The following is a 19541-nucleotide window of genomic DNA, read 5'->3' as shown; positions in this document are numbered from 1 at the left end:
GCCGGGCCAGCAGTTCGAGGTTTTCGACCAGAGCCTGCATGGCCGGATCGTACCGGTCCTTCTGCCTGAGCTGAATCGCCAGGCATTCGGCGAGGCTACGGGCGAAAACACCTGGCGGATCAAGGCTCTGCAGGGTGGCAAGCACGCGCTCGGCCTGTGCGAGGCTCGTGCCCAGCCTCTCGCCCGCCTCGACGATATCGGCCTGCAGATAACCGCAGTCGTCGAGCTGGTCGACGAAATTCTGCGCGATCAACCGGTCGGCCATGTCAGGCAGGACGAAGGGGATCTGCTGGGCGAGATGATCGCGCAGCGACACCTGACCGGCGACGAAATCGTCGAGATCGTAGTCGGCGCCCTCACCGCTGCCCGGCATCGACTTCCACTGGCTGACGAGTTCCGGCGCATCGAGGCGCTGCGGGGCTCCGTCATCAGGAAAGACATTGGTGTAATTGGCGTCGAGTTCGTCGTTCAGCCGGCTGGTGCTGGCGCTGCCGCCATTGTCATACCAGTCGCTGGAGAGCGCCTCGGCGCGGTTGTCATAGCCGTCGTCCGAGCCGGCATCCTCCGGCTGATGAGCATATTCTCCATCTTCGGCATCGCCGCGTTCACCGCCCGCCTCGCCGTCATTCGACGGAAATTCGAGCAGCGGGTTCTTCTCCACTTCCAGGGCGATGAACTGGTTGAGTTCGAAATGAGTCATCTGCAGCAACTGGATGGATTGCATCAGTTGCGGTGACATCACCGAAGACTGGGTCTGGTTCAGGAGAATATTGGCGGAGTGTTTCATAATAAAACCCTTAACTCGAGGGATCTGCTGATCGTGGCTTCAGGGCTCGGAAATCGATCCCTTAACGTGAAAATTGACACGTGCTTGACATCATGAACCATTGGGCAATTTGGGCGCCTCGGCGGGCAATCTGCTTTCGAGATTCGTGCCAACCACTCGATTAGCCTCCGAAAAGGTGGTCAAATTCAGCTAGTTATGTTGAGTGAACAGGGTTTGGAAAGGGGCATGTGTTGCGGACTCGACGAACGACGACAGTGGAAATTTTCGCAATTCTCCATCTGGCTTTCGTGTTTGGACCCAGTGTGCGGTCAGGGTTCTCGTTGATCGATTTCGTCCTCCGCGAGGATTCGCCAGGCGGCGCCTTGAAGGTCGTCATACTGGCCGCTCTTCAGCGACCAAACGAATGCCAGGAGTCCTATTCCTCCCATCAGCAGTGCGATCGGTATGAGATAGATCAACATGTTCATGCGGCTTTGACCTCCGCACTCCTGCCGATCCGCCCTCGAATGTGCATATCCGGACGCTTACCGAAGGCGTTCAGGCGCAATGCGTTCGTCACGACGATAATCGAAGATGTCGACATTGCCACCGCCGCTATCAGCGGCGTCGCCAATCCGGCGATTGCGATCGGCACCGCCAGAACGTTGTAACCGATGGCGAGAGCGAAGTTCTGTCGGATGAGGCTGGCGGATCTTCGCGCAACTGCGATCGCTTCCGGAACAGCGTCAAGGCGATCGTTGAAGAAGACAAGGTCGGCGGCCTGTCTGCCGATATCGGAGGCCGTGGCCGGCGCCATCGAGACATGCGCGGCAGCAAGTGCCGGGGCGTCGTTGATCCCGTCGCCAACCATGAGCACGCGACGACCTTCGCCATTCAACCTCTTGCATTCCTCGACCTTCTGTTTCGGCGTCAGAGAGCCCAAAGCCCTGTCGATACCCAGGGCATGCGCCGTATTGTCGACGACGGTCTGCCTGTCGCCGGAAACGATCAGCGTTTCAAGACCGGCTGCACCGAGCCGGTCGATGGCCTCGCAAGCACCCGGACGAAGCGTGTCGTCGAAGAAGAAGCGGGCGAGATCGACGCCATTCTTCGACAAGACCACTTCCGAGAACGGACTATCGGAGGTGCGGGGCACGCAGCTGGTTCCGCCGGCAAATGCCGTGTTGCCCAATCGATAGATATCCGCTCCGTTCCTGGCCTTCAGTCCGCCACCGGGGGTTTCCGTGACGCTGTCGAAGCATATGGGGGCGGTTTCGGCGTCCCGCACCAGAGCCCGAGAAAGAGGATGCCGTGAATGCTCGGCCAATCCGCAGGCGATTGCAGTGGCGCTCTCGTCCATGGTGTCCACTCCGACAAGGCGCGGACTGCCCATCGTTAAGGTGCCTGTTTTGTCAAAGGCCACGGTGTCGGCCTCGGCCAGTCTTTCGAGTGCTGAACCGTCCTTCACCATGATGCCCTTCCGGAAAAGCTCCCCCGCAGCGACAACCTGGACCACGGGCACGGCAAGACCCAATGCACACGGGCAGGTGATGATCAGCACCGCTACGGCGACCAGCATGGCCTGTTTCCAGTCTCCGCCCAGGATGCCCCAAGCAAGGAAAGAGACCAGCGCCAGCAGATGCACGATCGGGGAATAGAGTGCGGCAGCGCGATCGGCGATCCTGCGATAGCGAGCCCTTCCGCCCTCAGCGGCTTCCATCAGGCCGATGATCTCGGAGAGAAGCGAATTCTTGGCAATTCTCGTTGCCCGCAACACCAGCGAGCCGGTTATATTCATTGCCCCGGAACTCACTTCGCTGTTGCTGGCAACGGCGACGGGGCTGCTTTCGCCGGTGACGGTGGAGAGATCCACGTCGCTTTCTCCGCTGACTACTATGCTATCGACGGGAACCCTTTCGCCTGCGGCTATAGAGATTTCATCCCCCGCCGCGATCTCATCTACCGCAATGTAGCGTCGCGACCCGTCCGGATTGATCAGCAATGCTCCGAGCGGGGCCAGTCTTGCGAGTCCGTTGATCGCCGCCCGAGCCTTTTCCCGCATGACATGATCGAGGGTTCTGCCGATCAGCAGGAAGAAGAGCAGCGAGACCGAAGCGTCGAACCACACATGCTCGCCGTGATGAACGGTCTCCCACAATGAAACGGCATAGGAGAGCGTCACGGCGAGCGAGATCGGAACGTCCATGTTGGTGCGCCGGTGCCGCAGCGCATTCCAGGCCGATTTGAAGAAGAAGCGCCCCGCATAAACCAGAGCGGGCGCTGCTATCATCGCCGAGGTCCAATGAAACATGTCGCGCGTCGCAGCATCTGCACCCGACCAGACCGATACCGAGAGCAACATGATGTTGGCGGCCGCAAAACCGGAAACGCCGATCGCGAGGAGAAGCTGATTTCTGGTCTTGTCGTTCTCGGGAGCTGAGGGCGTGAAGAGATGCGCGCGATATCCGGCCGAGTTGATCGCTGCGAGGATCTTGGACGGATCGGTTGCACCCGTCTCGATCTCCTCCTGGTAAACGCAGGTCACCTTTCGAGCCGTGAGATTGACGCGCGCTGTCTTGACGAAGGGAAGCGTCAACAGCGCCCTTTCGATGGTCGAAATGCAGCCGCCGCAGTGGACGTCGGGAACACTCAGGTCCAACTGACGCAATCCCCCGCCGAGCGGCTGGCTGACAAGGCGAACCTCTTCGGCACTGGATGATGTCGTGCTGAGGGCAAGCACGCTTTCTGCGTCCATGGTACAGCAGGTCATCGGCCTAACTCCGCAGTATCGATGCGATTAGCCTCATGCATGACGACCACGCCGCCGTTTCGCGAGATGGCCTCGACGATCCAGTCACCTTCGGCTAGATCATGCTCCGCTTCGAATCGCCCCGCGGCTTTCTTCCTGAGCGTAAGGAGGAAGTCCTCGTGGTCTCCGACGGGCCGTTTGAAATTCAGAACGACGTCGTCGACGATCGCAGGCGATCCGCTCTTGTCGTGAATGTCGTAGCGGATCTCATGCCCCTTTATGGAGAGGTTGCCCTCGATGCCGGAAGCGGCCACTGCCCTCATCGCCGCGGCTTTGCGGTTGAACTCCTGACTGGCGACATAGGTGTTTTCCACGACCAGACCGCTCCAGCTGGAGGAGGCATAGAAGGCCATGGTGACGTTCACCGCGATCACCACGCCAAAGAATGCCGAGGTCGCAAGCAGCATGTGCAAGCCTGTAAAACCTTGAGCGGAGGTCTTCATTTGATGTCTCCCGGTGCATTGAACGCCGCGCGGTAGGTTGCGCGATCGGTATGATCGGTATCTTCGATAACGAACAGAAATTCATTGATCGCGGCTCCGGTAGGCTTGCGCGTAACGAAGACCTTGAGCGTCGTGGCCGCGTCGGGCTCGGCATGGACTGTAAAGCTGCGAGCGTCTTCCTTGCCGAACTCGGGAATGCGCATCGTCGCCCCCTCCAGCCCGACCAGGCTTATGTTCACATCCCGCGGCGTCGGCACCATGTTCAGGATCCGAAGCGTATAGCCATTCCGCAGAGAGCCGTCGCTTTCCAGAACATATTGGGGGTTTCGGTCGTGAACGACGTTGAGTTCAAGGCGCTCCCGAAAGGCGAGATGGACCAGCATGGCCACGCCGACCGACGCCCAGGCGAGCGCGTAAAAGAGTGTTCTCGGGCGAAAGATGATCCGCCAGTTGAAGCGTCGGATCGCTGGAACGAAGGTCCCATCCTGATTTCGAACCCTCGATGGCTGGACAACCGTTCGTCCTTCGTCCGTGGCGACCGACATGTTGCTCGAGTATTCGCTGAGCGTGGCGTAGGCGATCAGGCCGCGAGGCTTCCCGCGCTTCTCCATGCGACCGTCGCAGGCATCGATGCAGAGCGCGCAGGTGATGCACCCCATCTGCTGGCCGTTGCGAATGTCGATTCCCATCGGACACACTGCCACGCAGGCATTGCAATCGACGCAATCTCCGACCAGCAGGCCCCTGGCTCGAGCCCTCTTGGGGTACCGCGACCGCTGTTCGCCCCTCCAGGCATTGTAGGTGACGACGAGAGAATTTTCATCGAGCATCGCACCCTGTATGCGTGGCCAAGGGCACATGTAGATGCACACCTGCTCTCGCATCAGACCGCCGAGCACATAGGTGGTTGCAGTAAGGATGGCGACAGTCGTGTAGGCGACTGCAGGAGCGCGGCCGGTGAACAGCGAAACAAGCAGGCTCGGCGCGTCGGCAAAATAAAAGATCCACGCTACCCCCGTGACGACGCCGATCAGCAGCCAGATTGAATGTTTGACCACACGCTTCCTCAGCTTGGCAAAGTCCATGGGACCAGCGTCAAGCTTCTTTCGCGCGTTTCGATCGCCTTCGATCGCGCGTTCGACGACGAGAAAAAGATCAACCCAGACGGTCTGCGGACAAGCGTAGCCGCACCATGCGCGGCCAACTGCGGAAGTGACGAGAAACAGGCCGAACCCGGCCATGACGAGGAGACCGGCTACATAATAAAATTCCTGAGGCCAGATTTCGATGAAGAAAAAGAAGAAGCGCCGTGAGGTAAGGTCGATAAGTATTGCCTGGTCAGGCGCGTAAGGACCGCGATCCCAGCGAATCCACGGCGCGAGATAGTAGATGCAATGCGTAATCAGCAAGACGATCCATTTGAACCGACGGAAACGTCCCTCTGCATGCTTGGGAAAAACCTTCTTCCGAGGAGCGTAGAGAGGCTGTCGATTGCGACGGGCATTGACCGGCTCGCCACGGAGCCTTTTGATGTATTGGGATCTGGTGCGGTGCAGAGCTTCATGGGACCTATCCGGTTTCATCTGCCGTTCTCCCATCTGCTGCGCATCTGTCATTGATGCAGATCAAGAGCGGAGGCCTTCGTGCGAAAGGAAAACGCCATGGAGAGGGGGCGTGGCCTCGGGGGCTGCGGGGGAACAAACAACCTCGCTGGAACGTCCTCGACGACGCTACAGCTACCGGCTTGTCTGCTCGTGGTCTTTGAGGCAGGTCCAACTGATGATCGAGCTGCCGCTCTTTGCCAGATCGTCCTGATTGGAAGGTGGCGGCGTGGCCTTGGCGCATCGAGCCGCGTGATCGTATCGTGGCGCGCGGCGTGCCGTGGAGATCGAGGGTCTGGTTGTGGCCGTGAGCTGTCATGGCTTTCTCCTCACGTCCCGCCGCCAAGCGAATGCACAAAAATGGTAAGTTCCTTGACCGTCGTATCGCCGAGACGCCCTGCCCAGGCAGGCATGACGCCATGCTTGGGAGCGGCTACCTGGCGGATGATCGCATCCTCGCCGGGTGCCTTCAGCCAGATCGCATCGGCGAGATCCGGCGCGCCCATGTCGACCTTTCCTTTGGCGTCGTCGCCGTGACATGCGGCACAGTTATCGACGAAGACCTGTTTTCCGGCCTCTGCGAAACCGGGGTCCGACGGCGTATTGGTCAGTCCCCAGACGTAAGCTGCGACCTGCCTTGTCTGGACGGGATCCAGAACATCGGCAAAGGGCGGCATCTCCGAAGCGTGCGTATCGGAATCGGAATCGAAACGGACCCCATGCGCGATCGTCGCCTGGATGGCATCCAGGTCTCCGCCCCACAGCCAATCGTCGTCGTTGAGGTTCGGAAATCCCGGGCCGCCGCTCGCTCCCGAGCCATGACAGTTGGAGCAGTTTACCTTGAACGCGGACGCGCCCCCGGCGATCGCGAATTCGCGAAGGGCAGGATCGGAAGCGATCTCCTGCATCGTCTTTGCTGCGATCAGATCATTCAGCTTTATCTTTGACGCGTTGGCCTGGTCCAGCTCCTGCTGCAGTTCGGCGCGCGTGGAGTAGCCGAGATAGCCATTCGTGGCCGAGGTGATCATCGGGATGGCTGGATAAGCGATCGCATAGCCCACCGCCCACAGAATGGTGGCATAGAAGGTCCACACCCACCAGCGGGGCATGGGATTGTTGAGCTCGCGGATGCCGTCCCATTCATGTCCTGTCGTTTCGACACCGCTTACTTCGTCAATGTGCTTTTCCGACATCTCAATCATCCTTCAATGGAATATCGGCGGCCTCGTCGGCCGTCTGCTTACTTCCCGGGCGAAGCGTGAACAGAACCGCGCCGGCGAAGAAGGCCGCCATTGCCAGGAGGCCCCAACTGTCGGCGAAGTGTCTCATTGCAGTGTAGGTTTCCATGGATCACCTCAACGGTAGCCGGTCGCGTCGTCGTAGGTCGAAAAATCGACCAACGTTCCGAGCATCTGCAGGTAGGCCACTAAGGCGTCCATTTCGGTCAGCCGGGCGGAATTGCCGTCGAAATCGCCGACCTTGGCCTTCGGATAGCGGGCGAGCAGGGCCGTCGTGTCGGCGTTCGGATCGGACTGCGCGTTCATGTCTGCCTCGGCATTGGCCAGCATGTCGTCGTTATAGGGGACGCCGACGTTCTCATTGGCCTTGAGGTCCATTCCGACACCCTTGACCGTCACTTCCCGCTCCTCGAGGAAGGTGTAGCTCGGCATGATCGATTCCGGCACGACGGCGCGCGGATTTGCCAGATGCTGGACATGCCATTCGTTCGTATAGCGTCCGCCAACACGGGCCAGGTCCGGCCCAGTACGTTTGGATCCCCACTGGAACGGATGATCGTACATCGATTCGGCGGCTAGCGAGTAATGACCGTAACGCTCCACCTCGTCGCGGAACGGCCTGATCATCTGGCTGTGGCAGACATAGCAGCCTTCGCGGATGTAGATGTTGCGTCCCGCCAGCTCGAGGGGTGTGTAAGGCCGCATGCCTTCCACTTTCTCGATCGTGTTCTGCAGATAGAACAGCGGTGCGATTTCCACGATGCCGCCGATGCTGACGACGAGCAGTGAGCCGACCAGAAGAAGCGTCGCATTCTTTTCGAGGATTTTATGTTTATCCAATATCGATGCCATGTCTCACCTCATTCGGCAGGCTGTGCCTGGGGCACGAAAGTGGTCGGGATTGCAGCTTCGTCGCGCAGGTGGCCGCGTATCGTCATGAACACGTTCCAGGCCATGACGAGGCCGCCCGCCAGATAAAGCACTCCTCCGATCGCGCGCAGCACGTAGTAGGGGATCATCGCCGCGACCGTCTCAGCGAAGGAATAGACGAGGAATCCCTGGGAATTGTATTCGCGCCACATCAGCCCCTGCTGTATGCCGGCAACCCAAAGCACGGCCGCGTAAACGACAATCCCAAGCGTTGCGAGCCAGAAGTGCCAGTTGACCATCCGCAGGCTGTAGAGACGTTCGCGCCCCCATAGCTTCGGCGTCAGGTAGTAGATCGCTCCGAAGGTGATCATTCCGACCCAGCCGAGTGCGCCGGAATGCACGTGGCCGATCGTCCATTCGGTATAGTGGCTGAGCGAATTGACGGTTTTAACCGACATCACCGGGCCTTCGAAAGTCGACATGCCGTAAAAGGCGATGGCGACGATCATCATTCGTATGATCGGGTCGGTGCGAATCTTGTCCCAGGCGCCCGAAAGGGTCATGAGGCCGTTGATCATTCCGCCCCAGGATGGCATCCAGAGCATGATCGAGAAAACCATACCGAGCGTCTGGGCCCAGTCGGGCAGTGCCGTGTAGTGCAGATGGTGCGGGCCGGCCCAGATGTACATGAAGATCAGCGCCCAGAAGTGGATGATCGAAAGCCGATACGAAAAAACCGGGCGGTTGGCCTGCTTCGGCACAAAATAGTACATCATGCCCAGGAAGCCGGCGGTGAGAAAGAAACCGACGGCGTTATGGCCGTACCACCATTGGGTCAGCGCGTCCTGGACACCCGAGAAGACAGAATAGCTCTTGGAGCCAAGGAACGAGACCGGAACCGCCAGGTTGTTGACCATGTGCAGCATGGCGATGGTGATGATGAAGGCAAGGTAGAACCAGTTTGCCACATAGATGTGCGGCTCTTTGCGCTTCAGGATCGTGCCCAGATAGACCGCGAGATAGCCAACCCAAACGATGGTCAGCCAGAGGTCGACGTACCACTCAGGTTCGGCATATTCACGGCCTTGAGTGATCCCAAGAACGTATCCCGTCGCAGCCATCACGATAAAAAGCTGATAGCCCCAGAATACGAACCAAGCCAGGTTGCCGCCGAAAAGACGCGCGCGACAGGTGCGTTGCACCACGTATAACGACGTCATAATTAGCGCGTTGCCGCCGAAGGCGAAGATGACCGCCGACGTGTGAACGGGCCGCAGCCTCCCGAAATTGAGATAAGGGGCGATGTTGAGGTCAGGAAAGGCCAGTTGCAGTGCGATGATCACGCCAACCAGGAAACCAACCACGCCCCAAAACACCGTGGCGATCAAGCCATACCGTATCACCTCGTCGAAATAGCCGGACTTATCGACTTTGCGCGGTTGGCCTGCCGAAGCAAAGTCAACCTTCCTGAGCATCAGCACAGCGCCCATAACGAGGCAGAGGCAAAGTATGCCCATATGGACCGCAAAGAGATGATCACGCGCGAATGCGGCTACTAGCAGCGCTAGAAACGCCGCGACCGCGATCACCATCGTTTCCGTTGTGTAATTCATGATGTCGTCCCCAGTACGCCGACGACCGCGTCGCGGCCGTCTTTCTCGCCAGGACTGTCATGAAGCCGCAAATTGCGCCTTGATCTGCGTCAACGATAGGGCGGGAAGACTGGACGGCGCTACGATTATAAATACAAGCGCGTCTTCAGTCGTGGGCACATTCCGGCTGTCCTACCCTCACGCAGGAAGTGTTTATAGGTTCGATCTCGCGTTTGGTGAATCAGTTCTGTGCATTGGCTGAACGCGCTCTGGATCAGGTGTTACACACGAGCGCATGAAGACCGATGCACTCCATCAAACAATATCAGAGTTTGCCGACGCGCTGTAGAATCAGCCAGAGGAAGGTGGCCGGAAGAAAAAGCACGCTCTTGGCCGACGCTCCTGCAGTCCGCAGCTCAGCTAAATGCCGAGCAACTCGAGCTAGTGACAACGATCTCCAAAATCGGAATCCCCAATTTGACAATAGTCGTCTTCATGTTTCACTGATCAAGTTATTGGCGATCGCAAGCTGTGCGATCAGGAGTGCGTTGAGTGCGGCCCCGACCTGAAGGTCATCGGCTACCACCCACATCCACAGCCCGCGCGGATTCTCGGGATTAACTCGGACCCGTCCGACGTGAACGTCTGCAGGATCTCCCAGAAAGCGCGGCGTTGGATATCCGTCGCGAATTTCATCAGCATAAAGTCGAACACCTGGTTCATTTGCCAGGAGCTCATGGACCTGTTCAAGTTGAACATGATCGTCGAACTCGACGTATACCGCCTCGGAATGACCCGTCTTTACCGGCACTCTAACGCAGGTGGCGGTTAACTGCATATCGGGCATACCGAAGATCTTCCGTGACTCTTGAACCAGCTTGCGTTCCTCAAGAGCCACGCCTTCGCGGGAAATCTCTCCGATTTGCGGTATGACATTGAACGCGAGAGGGACAGGAAACCTCTCCGCAGGGGGGCCGGAGCTCCCCTCGAGCACGGCTTCGGCCCCGTCTAGGAGCTCCCTACACCCGAGCAGGCCCATTCCAGACGCTGCTTGATAGGTGGTCAAAAGAATCTGGTGAACGTGGAACGTCGCGATCAGCGGTTTCAGTACCCGAACCAGCTGTATCGTGGAGCAATTTGGAGTTGCTACTATTCCAGACCGTGGGCGAACAGCAAATGAACGGGCGTTAACTTGTGGTACGATGAGTGGTACGTCAGGGTCCATTCGAAAGGAGTTCGAGTTGTCAATCACCAAGGTGCCTTGGGATGCGAACGTAGCCCCCCATTCGGCACTTACGTCACCGCCTGCGGAGAAGAATGCTATGTCGGTTTTTGTATCGGCGATATCGCCGATGTCGCGGAGTGCCTCAACAAAAAATGTTTGGTCTCGAAACTTGAATAGGCGCGCACCCGAACTGGAGGCGAACAGTCGCAGTCGATTGATCGGAATCCCGCTCGTTTCCAATAGCTTGATCAGGGCCGTTCCAACCGCCCCGGTTGCTCCAACGACAGAAATATCTAATGCTCTCATGAGTATCCTCATTTAGAAGCTCATGGTTGGATCTTGCTTTCAGATTTCGAAGCTCGCTTCCGCCACACAAGGATCTAACTGGAAAGCGTCGAACTCGTCGGCGGGCTTACATGCTCCGAGGGGGACCACATCAAGTCCAGCCAGGTTGAGCATGACGTTGGTTTCACTCGCGACAGTCGCTTCGGCGACGCAAAGAATAATCACAGAGAGGGTAGGTCGCGGCTTGATGCACAGTTCAATGCCTCTTCTCTTCAGATCGTTCGACTCAACCTGGTGTTTCCTGTGATGATTGCCTTCGAATGGCAGATTGGATGCCCAGAAAGAGTTTCGCGTCGCATGGCTGGATTTGCTTCACGCAAAGCTGCCATGCAGCCTTCTCCACGTCTTCGAACCGATGCGATCGTCTCGCACTTTGGATGGCGCCGGCGGCTTCTACCGCTCCGATCGGAATTCAAGATTCGTGCACCGCACGATTATCAACGGCGATATGAGTCTGGCAATTCTTGGGACAGACGCGTGCGCACGCTCCGCAGCCGATACAGCGGCCGGGATAATCAATGACCATGATCACGCGACTGAGCTCACCATTAAAGTCGTCCTCGCCATCGCAGACACCGAGCATTTCGCCTGCTTCATCGATGCCGTAGGGATGCATGACCTCACGTGAGCAGACCTTGAAGCAGCGACCGCAGCCGATGCACATCGCAGGGTTGATCGAAGTCAGATATTCTGGAATCCATAGGGACCCGTCGCGAGTCACGGATGAGCTTGTCATAGATTCCTCCAATTTCGCGAGTTCTGCCAATGACAAATGTGACCTCCGAGGGCGCGCCGATTGCGGGACAAAATGCGGGCTGGCAGCTTAACGCCGCTATCTTTGCGCCGGTGGAGTCCTCCTTCGATACGGTGTCTCCCGATCTCGTCGGAGATATCCTCGAACCTAGCGGTTTCCACGAAGGTCGACGGCGTCGCGCGTCGCGTCATAGATGGCCAATCGTTTGGCCGATGCGAACTGCGCTTTCAGTCCTTTCATTGCGTGGCGATCGCGTTTCGCAAAGTGCCCAACTTCCATTTCGTCCGCGTTGATGAAGTCCGCCATTGAAGAGCGAGACGCGACGAATCGATCTCATTATTGCGATTCCCGCCTGTCGGTTGAGTCAAGTGAGCCAGGGGTTCGGAGGGTGGTTAGCCTGAATGATGTTCGCGAAGTCGAAGATCACGTCGCGGGTCCCCCGGTATAATATTGTAAGCTTGTGCTGGCTGCCGAAGCAGTCGAACATGGGGAAACCCACCCGCATCAGCGGAATGCCGAGACGTCTGGCAGCTTCTCGGCCGTGCGAGTGTGTGACGATAATATCGGCCGTTGCGGCGAGACTTTCCAGATCACTGAGATCGCCGACTTTGACGGTCTTCGCCGGTACCATCTCGAGCGCCTTCGAAGTGCCGGTCGTGGTGACCGCGGCCGCAATTTCCGCACCCATGGCCGTAAAAAAGTCGGAGAGCTGGAAAAGTTGATCGGGCTCGGAAGCGATTGCGATCTTCTTGCCAGCGATATGGAAATGTCCGTCGAGCATGGCATCCTGCAACTGCATTCGGTTGCGGCGGACATTGAGCGGTATCTGTTTGCGTGACATAGCGGCAAGCACGCGAATGAAGCGATCGACGTTTTCTAGGCCCGTCAGCGATCTAAACAGCACGTACGGCACGCCGGTCAGTCTCTGCAGCGCTTCAGCCGGTCGCCGCATGTGCTCACCGATTGCAATACACTGCATCGTCGCACCAAGATCGCGGATCTCCTTCGTTTTCGTGCCGCCATACGTTATCGGCATCCATTCTTCGGGGATGGAGCCGTCGAGCGCTCCGGATACGTCGGGCAGAATAACCGGGTCGAGGCCGAAGCTTACGGCCGTCTCGCGCAGATGTTCTATGTCAGCAGCCGTTAAGTTCCATCCAGGCAAGATCGCGATCCCCCTCGGATTGCGATAGTGCTTGTCAGGTCGCGCTATTGCCTCGATTACGGCGGTAACAGCTTTAGACCAACCCTCTTCTATGGCGCCGTCAAAGTCAGGCGTGTTGGCGACTACCACTTCGGTGCCCACAAGTTCTATCGCCCGCCTACGTTTGATGTTTTCGACGTCGCCGGCGACATCCTCGTCGCGGGCCTCTACCGATGCGGTCGTGCATATCCCGATCAGTCGTGGCCTTGTGCGGGCTTTGAGGCTGAGAATTGCCTCTTCGAGACGATCCGCGCCGCCGACGATTATCGCGGCTTCGTTCATCGCCGTCGTTTGCAGCGGGATCGCTTCATTGAAATGCCTGACGAGCAGTGCGAGCGCGAAGCTCGTACATCCCTGGCTGCCATGGATCAGAGGTATTGCGCCGTCGACGCCCAGAAAGGCGAAGGCAGCACCAAGCGGCTGAGACGACTTCAGGGGGTTGACCGCCGCCGACTTAGTTTGAGATACGACGCGTGCCATAGTACGACCTCAACATTTTTTGCGAGTGATCTCGCGGTTTTGGTTCGACGCGCTTACGCTTCTCTTTTCGCTCGCTATTCAACGACCAAGGCCGGCTCCCATGGCGCCGGCTCGCGCACCTGCGGCCACATCGGATTGTGGATTGCCAGGTCCATTTGTCGAGCAAGTTGCACCATTCCCTCATAGCCAGCGTAGGCGTGATGACGCTCCTGGTTGATGTCGAGCCAAGGCAGTTTTGCCTTTAGCGCTATATACTGGGTGCGTCCGCCCGACAGCATGATGTCAGCCCTTCTCTCGAGTAGAAGCGAGAAAAGCTCGCGCGGCGACATCGACTCGAACAGGAGGTTCTCCTCCTTCAGGGTCTGTTTCACTCGCTCCCTGTCTTCGAGCGTCGATTTCTTGACTGATGTGCCGACGATCTCCATGCCGATCTCCATCAAGGCATGGACGACCGACCAGGATTTCACGCCACCTGTATTTAGAAGCACGCGCTTGCCCTCAAGGCGAGGTCGGTAGGCTTCCAGCCTCTTCCACACCTTTTCCTCTTCTTCCGCTACAAGGATTTCCGTGCGATGCAAAAGCGAGGGGTCAGCACCCTTCTTTACAAGCAGATCGGCGATCCGACGGAGCGCCTCCGAGGTGCCGGAAACGCCATAGAAGGAGCCCTCGAAAAATGGAATGTCCCAGCGTTCCTGCATCTTACGTGCCAACGTAACGAACGCTGTCGAACACACCGTCATCGCTGCCCGTGAGCGGTGGGCGGAGGCGACTTGCAGATATCGCGCGTCTCCGGGAATACAGGCTCGGACGCGGATGCCGAGCTTATCCAAGAGCGGCTTCACCTGCCAGAACTCACCCGAGAGGTTAAATTCGCCGAGTATGTTGATGTCGCAAAGGCCCGGTTCATCGGGCTCCACGGTACCTATGACATGCTTGATAAGCGCCTCGCCCGCTAGCTTGTTGCCGATGTTTTTCGATCCGACAAAGCCTGGCGCATTGACCGGCACCACCGGTAACGCAAATTCGTCCGCCGCTCGCTTGCAAACAACGTCGATGTCGTCACCGATCATCGCTGTAACGCAAGTTGAATAGACGAAAATCGCCGCGGGCGCATACCCATCCTTGATTTCCCGGATCGCTCTAAAGAGCTTCCGTTCACTGTGTCCCATTACGATATCGATTTCCGTAAGATCAGTCGTGAAGCTCGTGCGCCAAAGTGTTGGACCGGACGAGGCAGCGCCACGGTTGTCCCAGGAATTTCCCTCGCAGGCGAGCGGCCCGTGAATCAGATGTGCGACATCGGTGATCGGCTGCAGTGCGACCTTGGCGCCGTCGAAAGCGCAACCGCCGACGGCCGTTCCCGGGGCCATCGGCCTCGCGCAATTCCTTCGGCGCGCCTTTGGGCCCTTGCTGCCGCTCCTTTCATTCGCTAGCTCGTGGAAGGCATCTTTGATTTTGGCGTTGAGCGAGGACATTCGTCTGCCTTCATATCTGGTTGAGAGATAGGCCGCCTGGCCGGCCGCTTGGCAGGCCGCCGCTCTTAGCGAGTGAGGTCATACGAATAATCTGTCACACCCGCGTGCATTGTTTCGCGATCGAGGTTGTCGAAGATCTTGTCGAGGATCGCCGTTAGAAGACGCAGTGCGCCTTGGTAGCCCATGAGGGGGAATCGATGATGATGGTGCCGGTCGAAAATTGGAAACATCAGCCGAACCAGTGGGGTACCGGTGTCCCGTTCGAGATATTTCCCATAAGAATTTCCAATCAGGAGATCCACCGGCTCGGTGAACAGTAGCGAGCGCAGTGCCCAGAGATCTTTGCCTGGCCAAACCTGTGCATTCTTCCCGAAGGGCGAGGATGCAAGGAGTTCCTTCATCTCGTCCTCCCAAGCCGAGGTGCCATTTGTGGCGAGGCAGTGGGTTGGCTCGCCGCCGGTCTCCATTATGAAGCGCGCCATCGCATAAACGAAATCTGGATCGCCGTAGATCGCGTATTTTTTTCCGTATAGCCAAGCTTGGCTATCCGCCATCGCATCGATGAGTCGGCCGCGCTCCAGACGGATCGCCTCGGGAATTTCTCTGCTGGAAATCTCCGATATCACCATCAGCAGTTCGTCGGTCGCTTCGACGCCGAGAGGGTAGTGGAAGGAGGTCGCCGCTTGTCCAACGTCTCTGCAGTAATCTAACGTCTTGCGAGTGTTGTAATATTGCAGGGACAATGTCCACTCCGCGTTCAACGCCGCCTTCACGTCATTGATGCTGGTCCCGCCGTCATACATCCGAAATTTACCATCGGAAGGCGTATCGAACTGATCTGATGCGTCCTGGATGAATATGTAAGTCACTTGCATCAAGTCCAGCAGGCGTTTCAATTCGCGATTGTTCCCAACGCAGAAGCCATCAAATCCAGGAATGATGTTGATAGTAGCGGTGGCTTCATTTCGCGCGGTGCCCTTCCAGAAATTCTCGAGCACACCTTTTACCATGCTGTCATAGCCATCGACATGGCTGCCGACAAAGGCAGGTGTGTGGGCGAAGGGCACATCGAAATCGCGCGGGACCGAACCTTCACTTTTGGCGTTTTCGATAAAACCATGCAGGTCATCTCCGATGACCTCGGCCATACATGTGGTCGACACCGCGATCATCTTCGGGTTATAGAGCTTGTACGTGTTGGCGAGGCCTTCGACCATATTCTTCAGGCCACCAAATACAGCGGCGTCTTCTGTCATCGATGACGAGACCACCGATGACGGCTCCTTGAAATGGCGCGATAGGTGCGATCTGTAGTAGGCAACGCAACCTTGGCTGCCGTGGACGAACGACATCGTTCGCTCGAATCCCGCCGCTGCAAAGACCGCGCCGAGTGGCTGGCAGGCTTTGGCTGGATTAACGACAAGGGCTTGGCGCCCCAAGTTTTTCTCGCGGTATTCCCAGGTCTTCGTGAATTCACGTTGGTCAGAGACGAGCTGGTCCGGGTGGGGGCATTCGAATTTCAGCTTTTTTTTGGCCAACATCTGCCTGTATTCCGGCTCGCAGAATAGGGGCGCGTGGTCGAGAGTATTCTCAGCTGATTGCGGCATAGGTCACCTCTTTCAATCTGGCCGCGGCTCAAGGGCGGTCCAGAAACATGCGTCGCTTAAGCCCTTGCGCGTTTGCTACGCGCGAACGCTAGGCGCTCATCCAGCAACCGCAGCCAAAGCGCGGTCTTTATTCCAGGGCGCGTCGTAGAGACCCCAAACTGGATTGTTAATTGCCATATCCATGTCCCGGGCGAAAATTGCGAAGCCGTCATAACCGTGATACGGACCAGAATAATCCCAGGAGTGCATCTGACGGAACGGAATGCCCATTTTCTGTACCGGGTATTTTTCCTTGATGCCGGACCCGACGAGATCGGGCCGAATTACCTCGATGAATTTCTCTAGTTCGTAGCTGGTCACGTCGTCGTAGATCAGCGTGCCTTCTGTTACGTAGTGGCCGGTGCGCTGATAGTCGTCGCCATGGCCGAATTCGTAGCCGGTTCCTACGATTTCCATTCCGAGGTCCTCATAGGCGGTGATGACGTGACGAGGACGTAATCCACCGATGTAGAGCATCACCCGTCTGCCAGAAAGGCGCGGCCAATATCTGTCGACCACAGCCGAAACGAAGGGTCGGTATTTGGCGATGACCTTTTCGGTTCTATCTTCGATCTCCGGCCCGAAATGCTTAGCTATGTTGCGCAGCGAGGCTTCGATCTGGAATGGGCCAAAGAAATTATACTCCATCCAGGGAATACCATATTTTTCTTCCATGTGCCTGGAGATGTAATTCATCGACCGATAGCAGTGAATGAGGTTGAGCGTAGCTCTCGGAGCGCGCTCCACTTCGGCGAGAGTTGCATCTCCCGACCAGTTGCCGACCACGCGCAATCCGATCTCCTCGAGCAGAATGCGCGAGGCCCATGCATCGCCCCCAATGTTATAGTCGCCTATGACATTTACGTCGTAGGGACCCGGCTCGAATTTTAAGTCTTTCTTGTCAAAGACCCAATCTCGAATTGCGTCGTTGGCGATGTGGTGGCCAAGCGATTGCGACACACCACGGAAGCCTTCGCAGCGCACCGGCACGACGGTTGTCGTGTGTTCTTTGGCCTTCTTTCGCGCTACGGCCTCGATGTCATCGCCAATCAGACCGATCGGACATTCGGACTGCAGGCTGACGCCATTGCTCAGCGGGAAAAGTTCAGCAATCTCGTCGATGACCTTTTCCAGCTTCTTGTCACCGCCGAAAACGATGTCCTTCTCCTGGAAATCGGACGTAAATTGCATCGTCACGAAAGTGTCGATGCCTGTCAGACCGACGTAATAGTTGCGACGTTGCGACCAGGAATATTGACCGCAGCCGACCGGCCCGTGTGAAATGTGAACCATATCCTTGATCGGTCCCCAGACGACGCCCTTTGAACCGGCATACGCGCATCCGCGGATCGTCATCACGCCAGGAACAGACTTGATGTTCGACTTTACCTCGCATTCGCTAATCGCGTTTGGGTCGTCGCCGGCGTCCTTTTCGCTCGTTGCCACGCTAAGGTGTTTACTGCGGCGCTTCGCTGCTTTGCCCGGATATTGCGACAGCACGTCTGCTATAAGCTTCGCATGGAAGTCACTGTCATTGTCGTATTTGAGGCTCATTGACCCTACCCCTTAGAAAATCCTGATGAAGCCTCATTGGCGAAACCTCCCTCACGGGATGGCGGACGCTTTGCGTGTCGCTGCGCGCTTGGTCAGTGTGATCACTGGGCAGCTATCACTTCGCATCCCTGGCTTGAAGTTCGGCGAGCATCTGCTCATCGCTTTTCATGATCCCGAAATCGAGAAGCATGTCCTCAAGTTCTTCCATGGTGATGGGGGTCGGGATGGTGCCTTTGCCAGAATTGTCATGTATTCTTTGGGCAAGTGTCCGGTACTCGGCCGCTTGCTGAGAGTCCGGCGCATATTGGATCACCGTCATCTTTCTAAGCTCGGCGTGCTGGACAATGTTGTCGCGTGGCACGAAGTGGATGAGCTTAGAATTGAGTTTGGCGGCAAGCGCTTCGGCGAGGTCGAGTTCGCGGTCGGTCTGACGCTCGTTACAAATGAGCCCACCCAGGCGGACGCTGCCGCCTGCAGCATATTTCAGGATGCCTCTGGCGATATTGTTGGCGGCATAGAGTGCCATCATTTCGCCTGACATGACGATGTAGATTTCCTGAGCTTTGTTTTCACGGATCGGCATCGCGAAGCCGCCGCACACGACGTCACCGAGCACGTCATAAGACACGTAGTCGACATCGTTGTAGGCGCCGTTCTCTTCGAGAAAGTTGATCGACGTGATAACGCCGCGTCCCGCGCAGCCGACGCCCGGCTCCGGGCCGCCGGACTCCACGCATTTGATACCTTTATAGCCTATCTTGAGCACGTCTTCGAGTTCAAGATCTTCAACCGAACCTCTCGTTGCTGCGAGATCAAGAACAGTATCCTGGGCCTTCGAGTTCAAGATCAGGCGCGTAGAATCAGCCTTCGGGTCACAGCCGACGATGAGGATCTTCTGTCCATGGTCCACAAGGGCGGCTAGCGTGTTTTGGGACGTAGTGGACTTGCCAATTCCGCCCTTTCCATAGAATGCAATCTGACGCAGAGCTGCCATGTTTGGCGTTCCTTCATGTGTTCGAGGCAATGCGGTTATCTCGCAACGCGGATGCGGCGGCCGTTCCGTTGCCTCGCAATAGCTCTCAAGATTCGTGCCAAGCAGGCCGATTGAGATGACGAACAATAAGTCGCTGCGAATCCAGTCATGTGGGCGGAAAATATGGGATTGAGAACAGGAACGCTTGTCACGTAACCGACAAAGGTGATGACAATGTCGAAATGGATTGTCACCCTCTGAGGGCCAATGAATGGTACTGGCCGTACCGGGACACGGTTCGGTGCTGATCCGAGACTCTTCGGCATCATCTATCAAGAGATTCTGCCGGCCGGCGCATGTCACGAGCTACGCTGTTCCTCTATGCACTCGATGATCATCACGACAGGATCCGTCTGACCCCTTGCAAGATCGCATGCCGCGATATTCCATGTGAGGCGCTCGTGGGATTCTTGTGCACGTGTCAGTTCCATAATACTTGTTACGCCGCAAATGTGTGTAAGGGCTATTTAGTAATGCGACAGTTGGGCCAGTTAGAGATGCGACAG

The 19541-nt window shown here is 57.3% G+C and carries 14 protein-coding genes and 3 pseudogenes; all 17 read right to left on the bottom strand.

Annotation, left to right across the window (positions count from 1 at the left end):
- A pseudogene (locus tag FY112_RS11180) lies at nt 1-787 on the bottom strand (RNA polymerase sigma-54 factor); the annotation flags it as partial.
- A 308-nt stretch (nt 788-1095) separates the two neighbouring features.
- Nucleotides 1096-1254, bottom strand: coding sequence for a cbb3-type cytochrome oxidase assembly protein CcoS (gene ccoS / locus FY112_RS11175; protein ID WP_017958677.1), 159 nt, complete (start codon nt 1252-1254; stop codon nt 1096-1098).
- Entirely contained in the window at nt 1251-3536 is a 2286-nt protein-coding gene (locus FY112_RS11170) for a cation-translocating P-type ATPase (protein WP_151518409.1), read from the bottom strand. The genes ccoS and FY112_RS11170 overlap by 4 nt, the downstream gene beginning before the upstream one ends.
- Entirely contained in the window at nt 3533-4018 is a 486-nt protein-coding gene (locus FY112_RS11165; protein ID WP_017958675.1) for a FixH family protein, read from the bottom strand. The genes FY112_RS11170 and FY112_RS11165 overlap by 4 nt, the downstream gene beginning before the upstream one ends.
- A pseudogene (gene ccoG, locus FY112_RS11160) lies at nt 4015-5582 on the bottom strand (cytochrome c oxidase accessory protein CcoG). Before ccoG ends, FY112_RS11165 begins: the two are co-directional and overlap by 4 nt.
- A 172-nt stretch (nt 5583-5754) precedes the next feature.
- Nucleotides 5755-5938: pseudogene (locus FY112_RS37615) on the bottom strand (hypothetical protein).
- A 10-nt stretch (nt 5939-5948) separates the two neighbouring features.
- On the bottom strand, nt 5949-6812 hold the full coding sequence (gene ccoP, locus FY112_RS11150; RefSeq protein WP_017958674.1) for a cytochrome-c oxidase, cbb3-type subunit III: 864 nt from the start codon (nt 6810-6812) through the stop codon (nt 5949-5951).
- 1 nt (nt 6813) lies between these two features.
- On the bottom strand, nt 6814-6966 hold the full coding sequence (locus tag FY112_RS11145; RefSeq protein ID WP_017958673.1) for a CcoQ/FixQ family Cbb3-type cytochrome c oxidase assembly chaperone: 153 nt from the start codon (nt 6964-6966) through the stop codon (nt 6814-6816).
- Between the two features lie 8 nt (nt 6967-6974).
- A complete protein-coding gene (ccoO, locus tag FY112_RS11140; RefSeq protein WP_017958672.1) occupies nt 6975-7709 on the bottom strand; it encodes a cytochrome-c oxidase, cbb3-type subunit II in 735 nt (244 codons plus the stop codon).
- A gap of 8 nt (nt 7710-7717) precedes the next feature.
- On the bottom strand, nt 7718-9340 hold the full coding sequence (gene ccoN, locus FY112_RS11135; protein WP_017958671.1) for a cytochrome-c oxidase, cbb3-type subunit I: 1623 nt from the start codon (nt 9338-9340) through the stop codon (nt 7718-7720).
- Between the two features lie 472 nt (nt 9341-9812).
- Entirely contained in the window at nt 9813-10850 is a 1038-nt protein-coding gene (locus FY112_RS11130) for an aspartate-semialdehyde dehydrogenase (protein ID WP_151518408.1), read from the bottom strand.
- Nucleotides 10851-11301: 451 nt separating this feature from the next.
- Complete coding sequence (gene fdxB / locus FY112_RS11125) at nt 11302-11625, bottom strand: ferredoxin III, nif-specific (RefSeq protein ID WP_151518407.1); 324 nt, start codon at nt 11623-11625, stop codon at nt 11302-11304.
- 382 nt (nt 11626-12007) lie between these two features.
- Nucleotides 12008-13327: a nitrogenase iron-molybdenum cofactor biosynthesis protein NifN gene (nifN, locus tag FY112_RS11115; protein ID WP_151518406.1), complete on the bottom strand. Its 1320-nt coding sequence runs from the start codon at nt 13325-13327 to the stop codon at nt 12008-12010.
- Nucleotides 13328-13401: 74 nt separating this feature from the next.
- Nucleotides 13402-14802, bottom strand: a complete 1401-nt coding sequence (gene nifE / locus FY112_RS11110) for a nitrogenase iron-molybdenum cofactor biosynthesis protein NifE (protein ID WP_151518405.1) — start codon at nt 14800-14802, stop codon at nt 13402-13404.
- 65 nt (nt 14803-14867) lie between these two features.
- Entirely contained in the window at nt 14868-16409 is a 1542-nt protein-coding gene (gene nifK / locus FY112_RS11105) for a nitrogenase molybdenum-iron protein subunit beta (RefSeq protein WP_151518404.1), read from the bottom strand.
- A gap of 96 nt (nt 16410-16505) precedes the next feature.
- Nucleotides 16506-18002 carry a nitrogenase molybdenum-iron protein alpha chain gene (nifD, locus tag FY112_RS11100; RefSeq protein ID WP_151518403.1) on the bottom strand — a complete coding sequence of 499 codons (1497 nt, stop codon included), beginning with the start codon at nt 18000-18002 and terminating at the stop codon, nt 16506-16508.
- Between the two features lie 115 nt (nt 18003-18117).
- Nucleotides 18118-18996, bottom strand: a complete 879-nt coding sequence (gene nifH / locus FY112_RS11095) for a nitrogenase iron protein (protein WP_151518402.1) — start codon at nt 18994-18996, stop codon at nt 18118-18120.
- Nucleotides 18997-19541 lie beyond the last annotated feature (545 nt).

This window comes from Rhizobium sp. PEPV16 (assembly GCF_008919455.1).
In the GTDB taxonomy this organism is placed as follows: Bacteria; Pseudomonadota; Alphaproteobacteria; order Rhizobiales; family Rhizobiaceae; genus Rhizobium; species Rhizobium leguminosarum_Q.
The sequence above is the reverse complement of the archived record's forward strand: the minus strand, read 5'-3'. Positions and strand labels throughout refer to the sequence as shown.

Excerpts from the sequence above, each read along its gene's own strand:
- ccoS (WP_017958677.1), bottom strand. The coding sequence starts at position 1,254 with ATGAACATGTTGATCTATCTCATACCGATCGCACTGCTGATGGGAGGA.
- FY112_RS11170 (WP_151518409.1), bottom strand. The coding sequence starts at position 3,536 with ATGACCTGCTGTACCATGGACGCAGAAAGCGTGCTTGCCCTCAGCACG.
- FY112_RS11165 (WP_017958675.1), bottom strand. The coding sequence starts at position 4,018 with ATGAAGACCTCCGCTCAAGGTTTTACAGGCTTGCACATGCTGCTTGCG.
- ccoP (WP_017958674.1), bottom strand. The coding sequence starts at position 6,812 with ATGTCGGAAAAGCACATTGACGAAGTAAGCGGTGTCGAAACGACAGGA.
- FY112_RS11145 (WP_017958673.1), bottom strand. The coding sequence starts at position 6,966 with ATGGAAACCTACACTGCAATGAGACACTTCGCCGACAGTTGGGGCCTC.
- ccoO (WP_017958672.1), bottom strand. The coding sequence starts at position 7,709 with ATGGCATCGATATTGGATAAACATAAAATCCTCGAAAAGAATGCGACG.
- ccoN (WP_017958671.1), bottom strand. The coding sequence starts at position 9,340 with ATGAATTACACAACGGAAACGATGGTGATCGCGGTCGCGGCGTTTCTA.
- FY112_RS11130 (WP_151518408.1), bottom strand. The coding sequence starts at position 10,850 with ATGAGAGCATTAGATATTTCTGTCGTTGGAGCAACCGGGGCGGTTGGA.
- fdxB (WP_151518407.1), bottom strand. The coding sequence starts at position 11,625 with ATGACAAGCTCATCCGTGACTCGCGACGGGTCCCTATGGATTCCAGAA.
- nifN (WP_151518406.1), bottom strand. The coding sequence starts at position 13,327 with ATGGCACGCGTCGTATCTCAAACTAAGTCGGCGGCGGTCAACCCCCTG.
- nifE (WP_151518405.1), bottom strand. The coding sequence starts at position 14,802 with ATGTCCTCGCTCAACGCCAAAATCAAAGATGCCTTCCACGAGCTAGCG.
- nifK (WP_151518404.1), bottom strand. The coding sequence starts at position 16,409 with ATGCCGCAATCAGCTGAGAATACTCTCGACCACGCGCCCCTATTCTGC.
- nifD (WP_151518403.1), bottom strand. The coding sequence starts at position 18,002 with ATGAGCCTCAAATACGACAATGACAGTGACTTCCATGCGAAGCTTATA.
- nifH (WP_151518402.1), bottom strand. The coding sequence starts at position 18,996 with ATGGCAGCTCTGCGTCAGATTGCATTCTATGGAAAGGGCGGAATTGGC.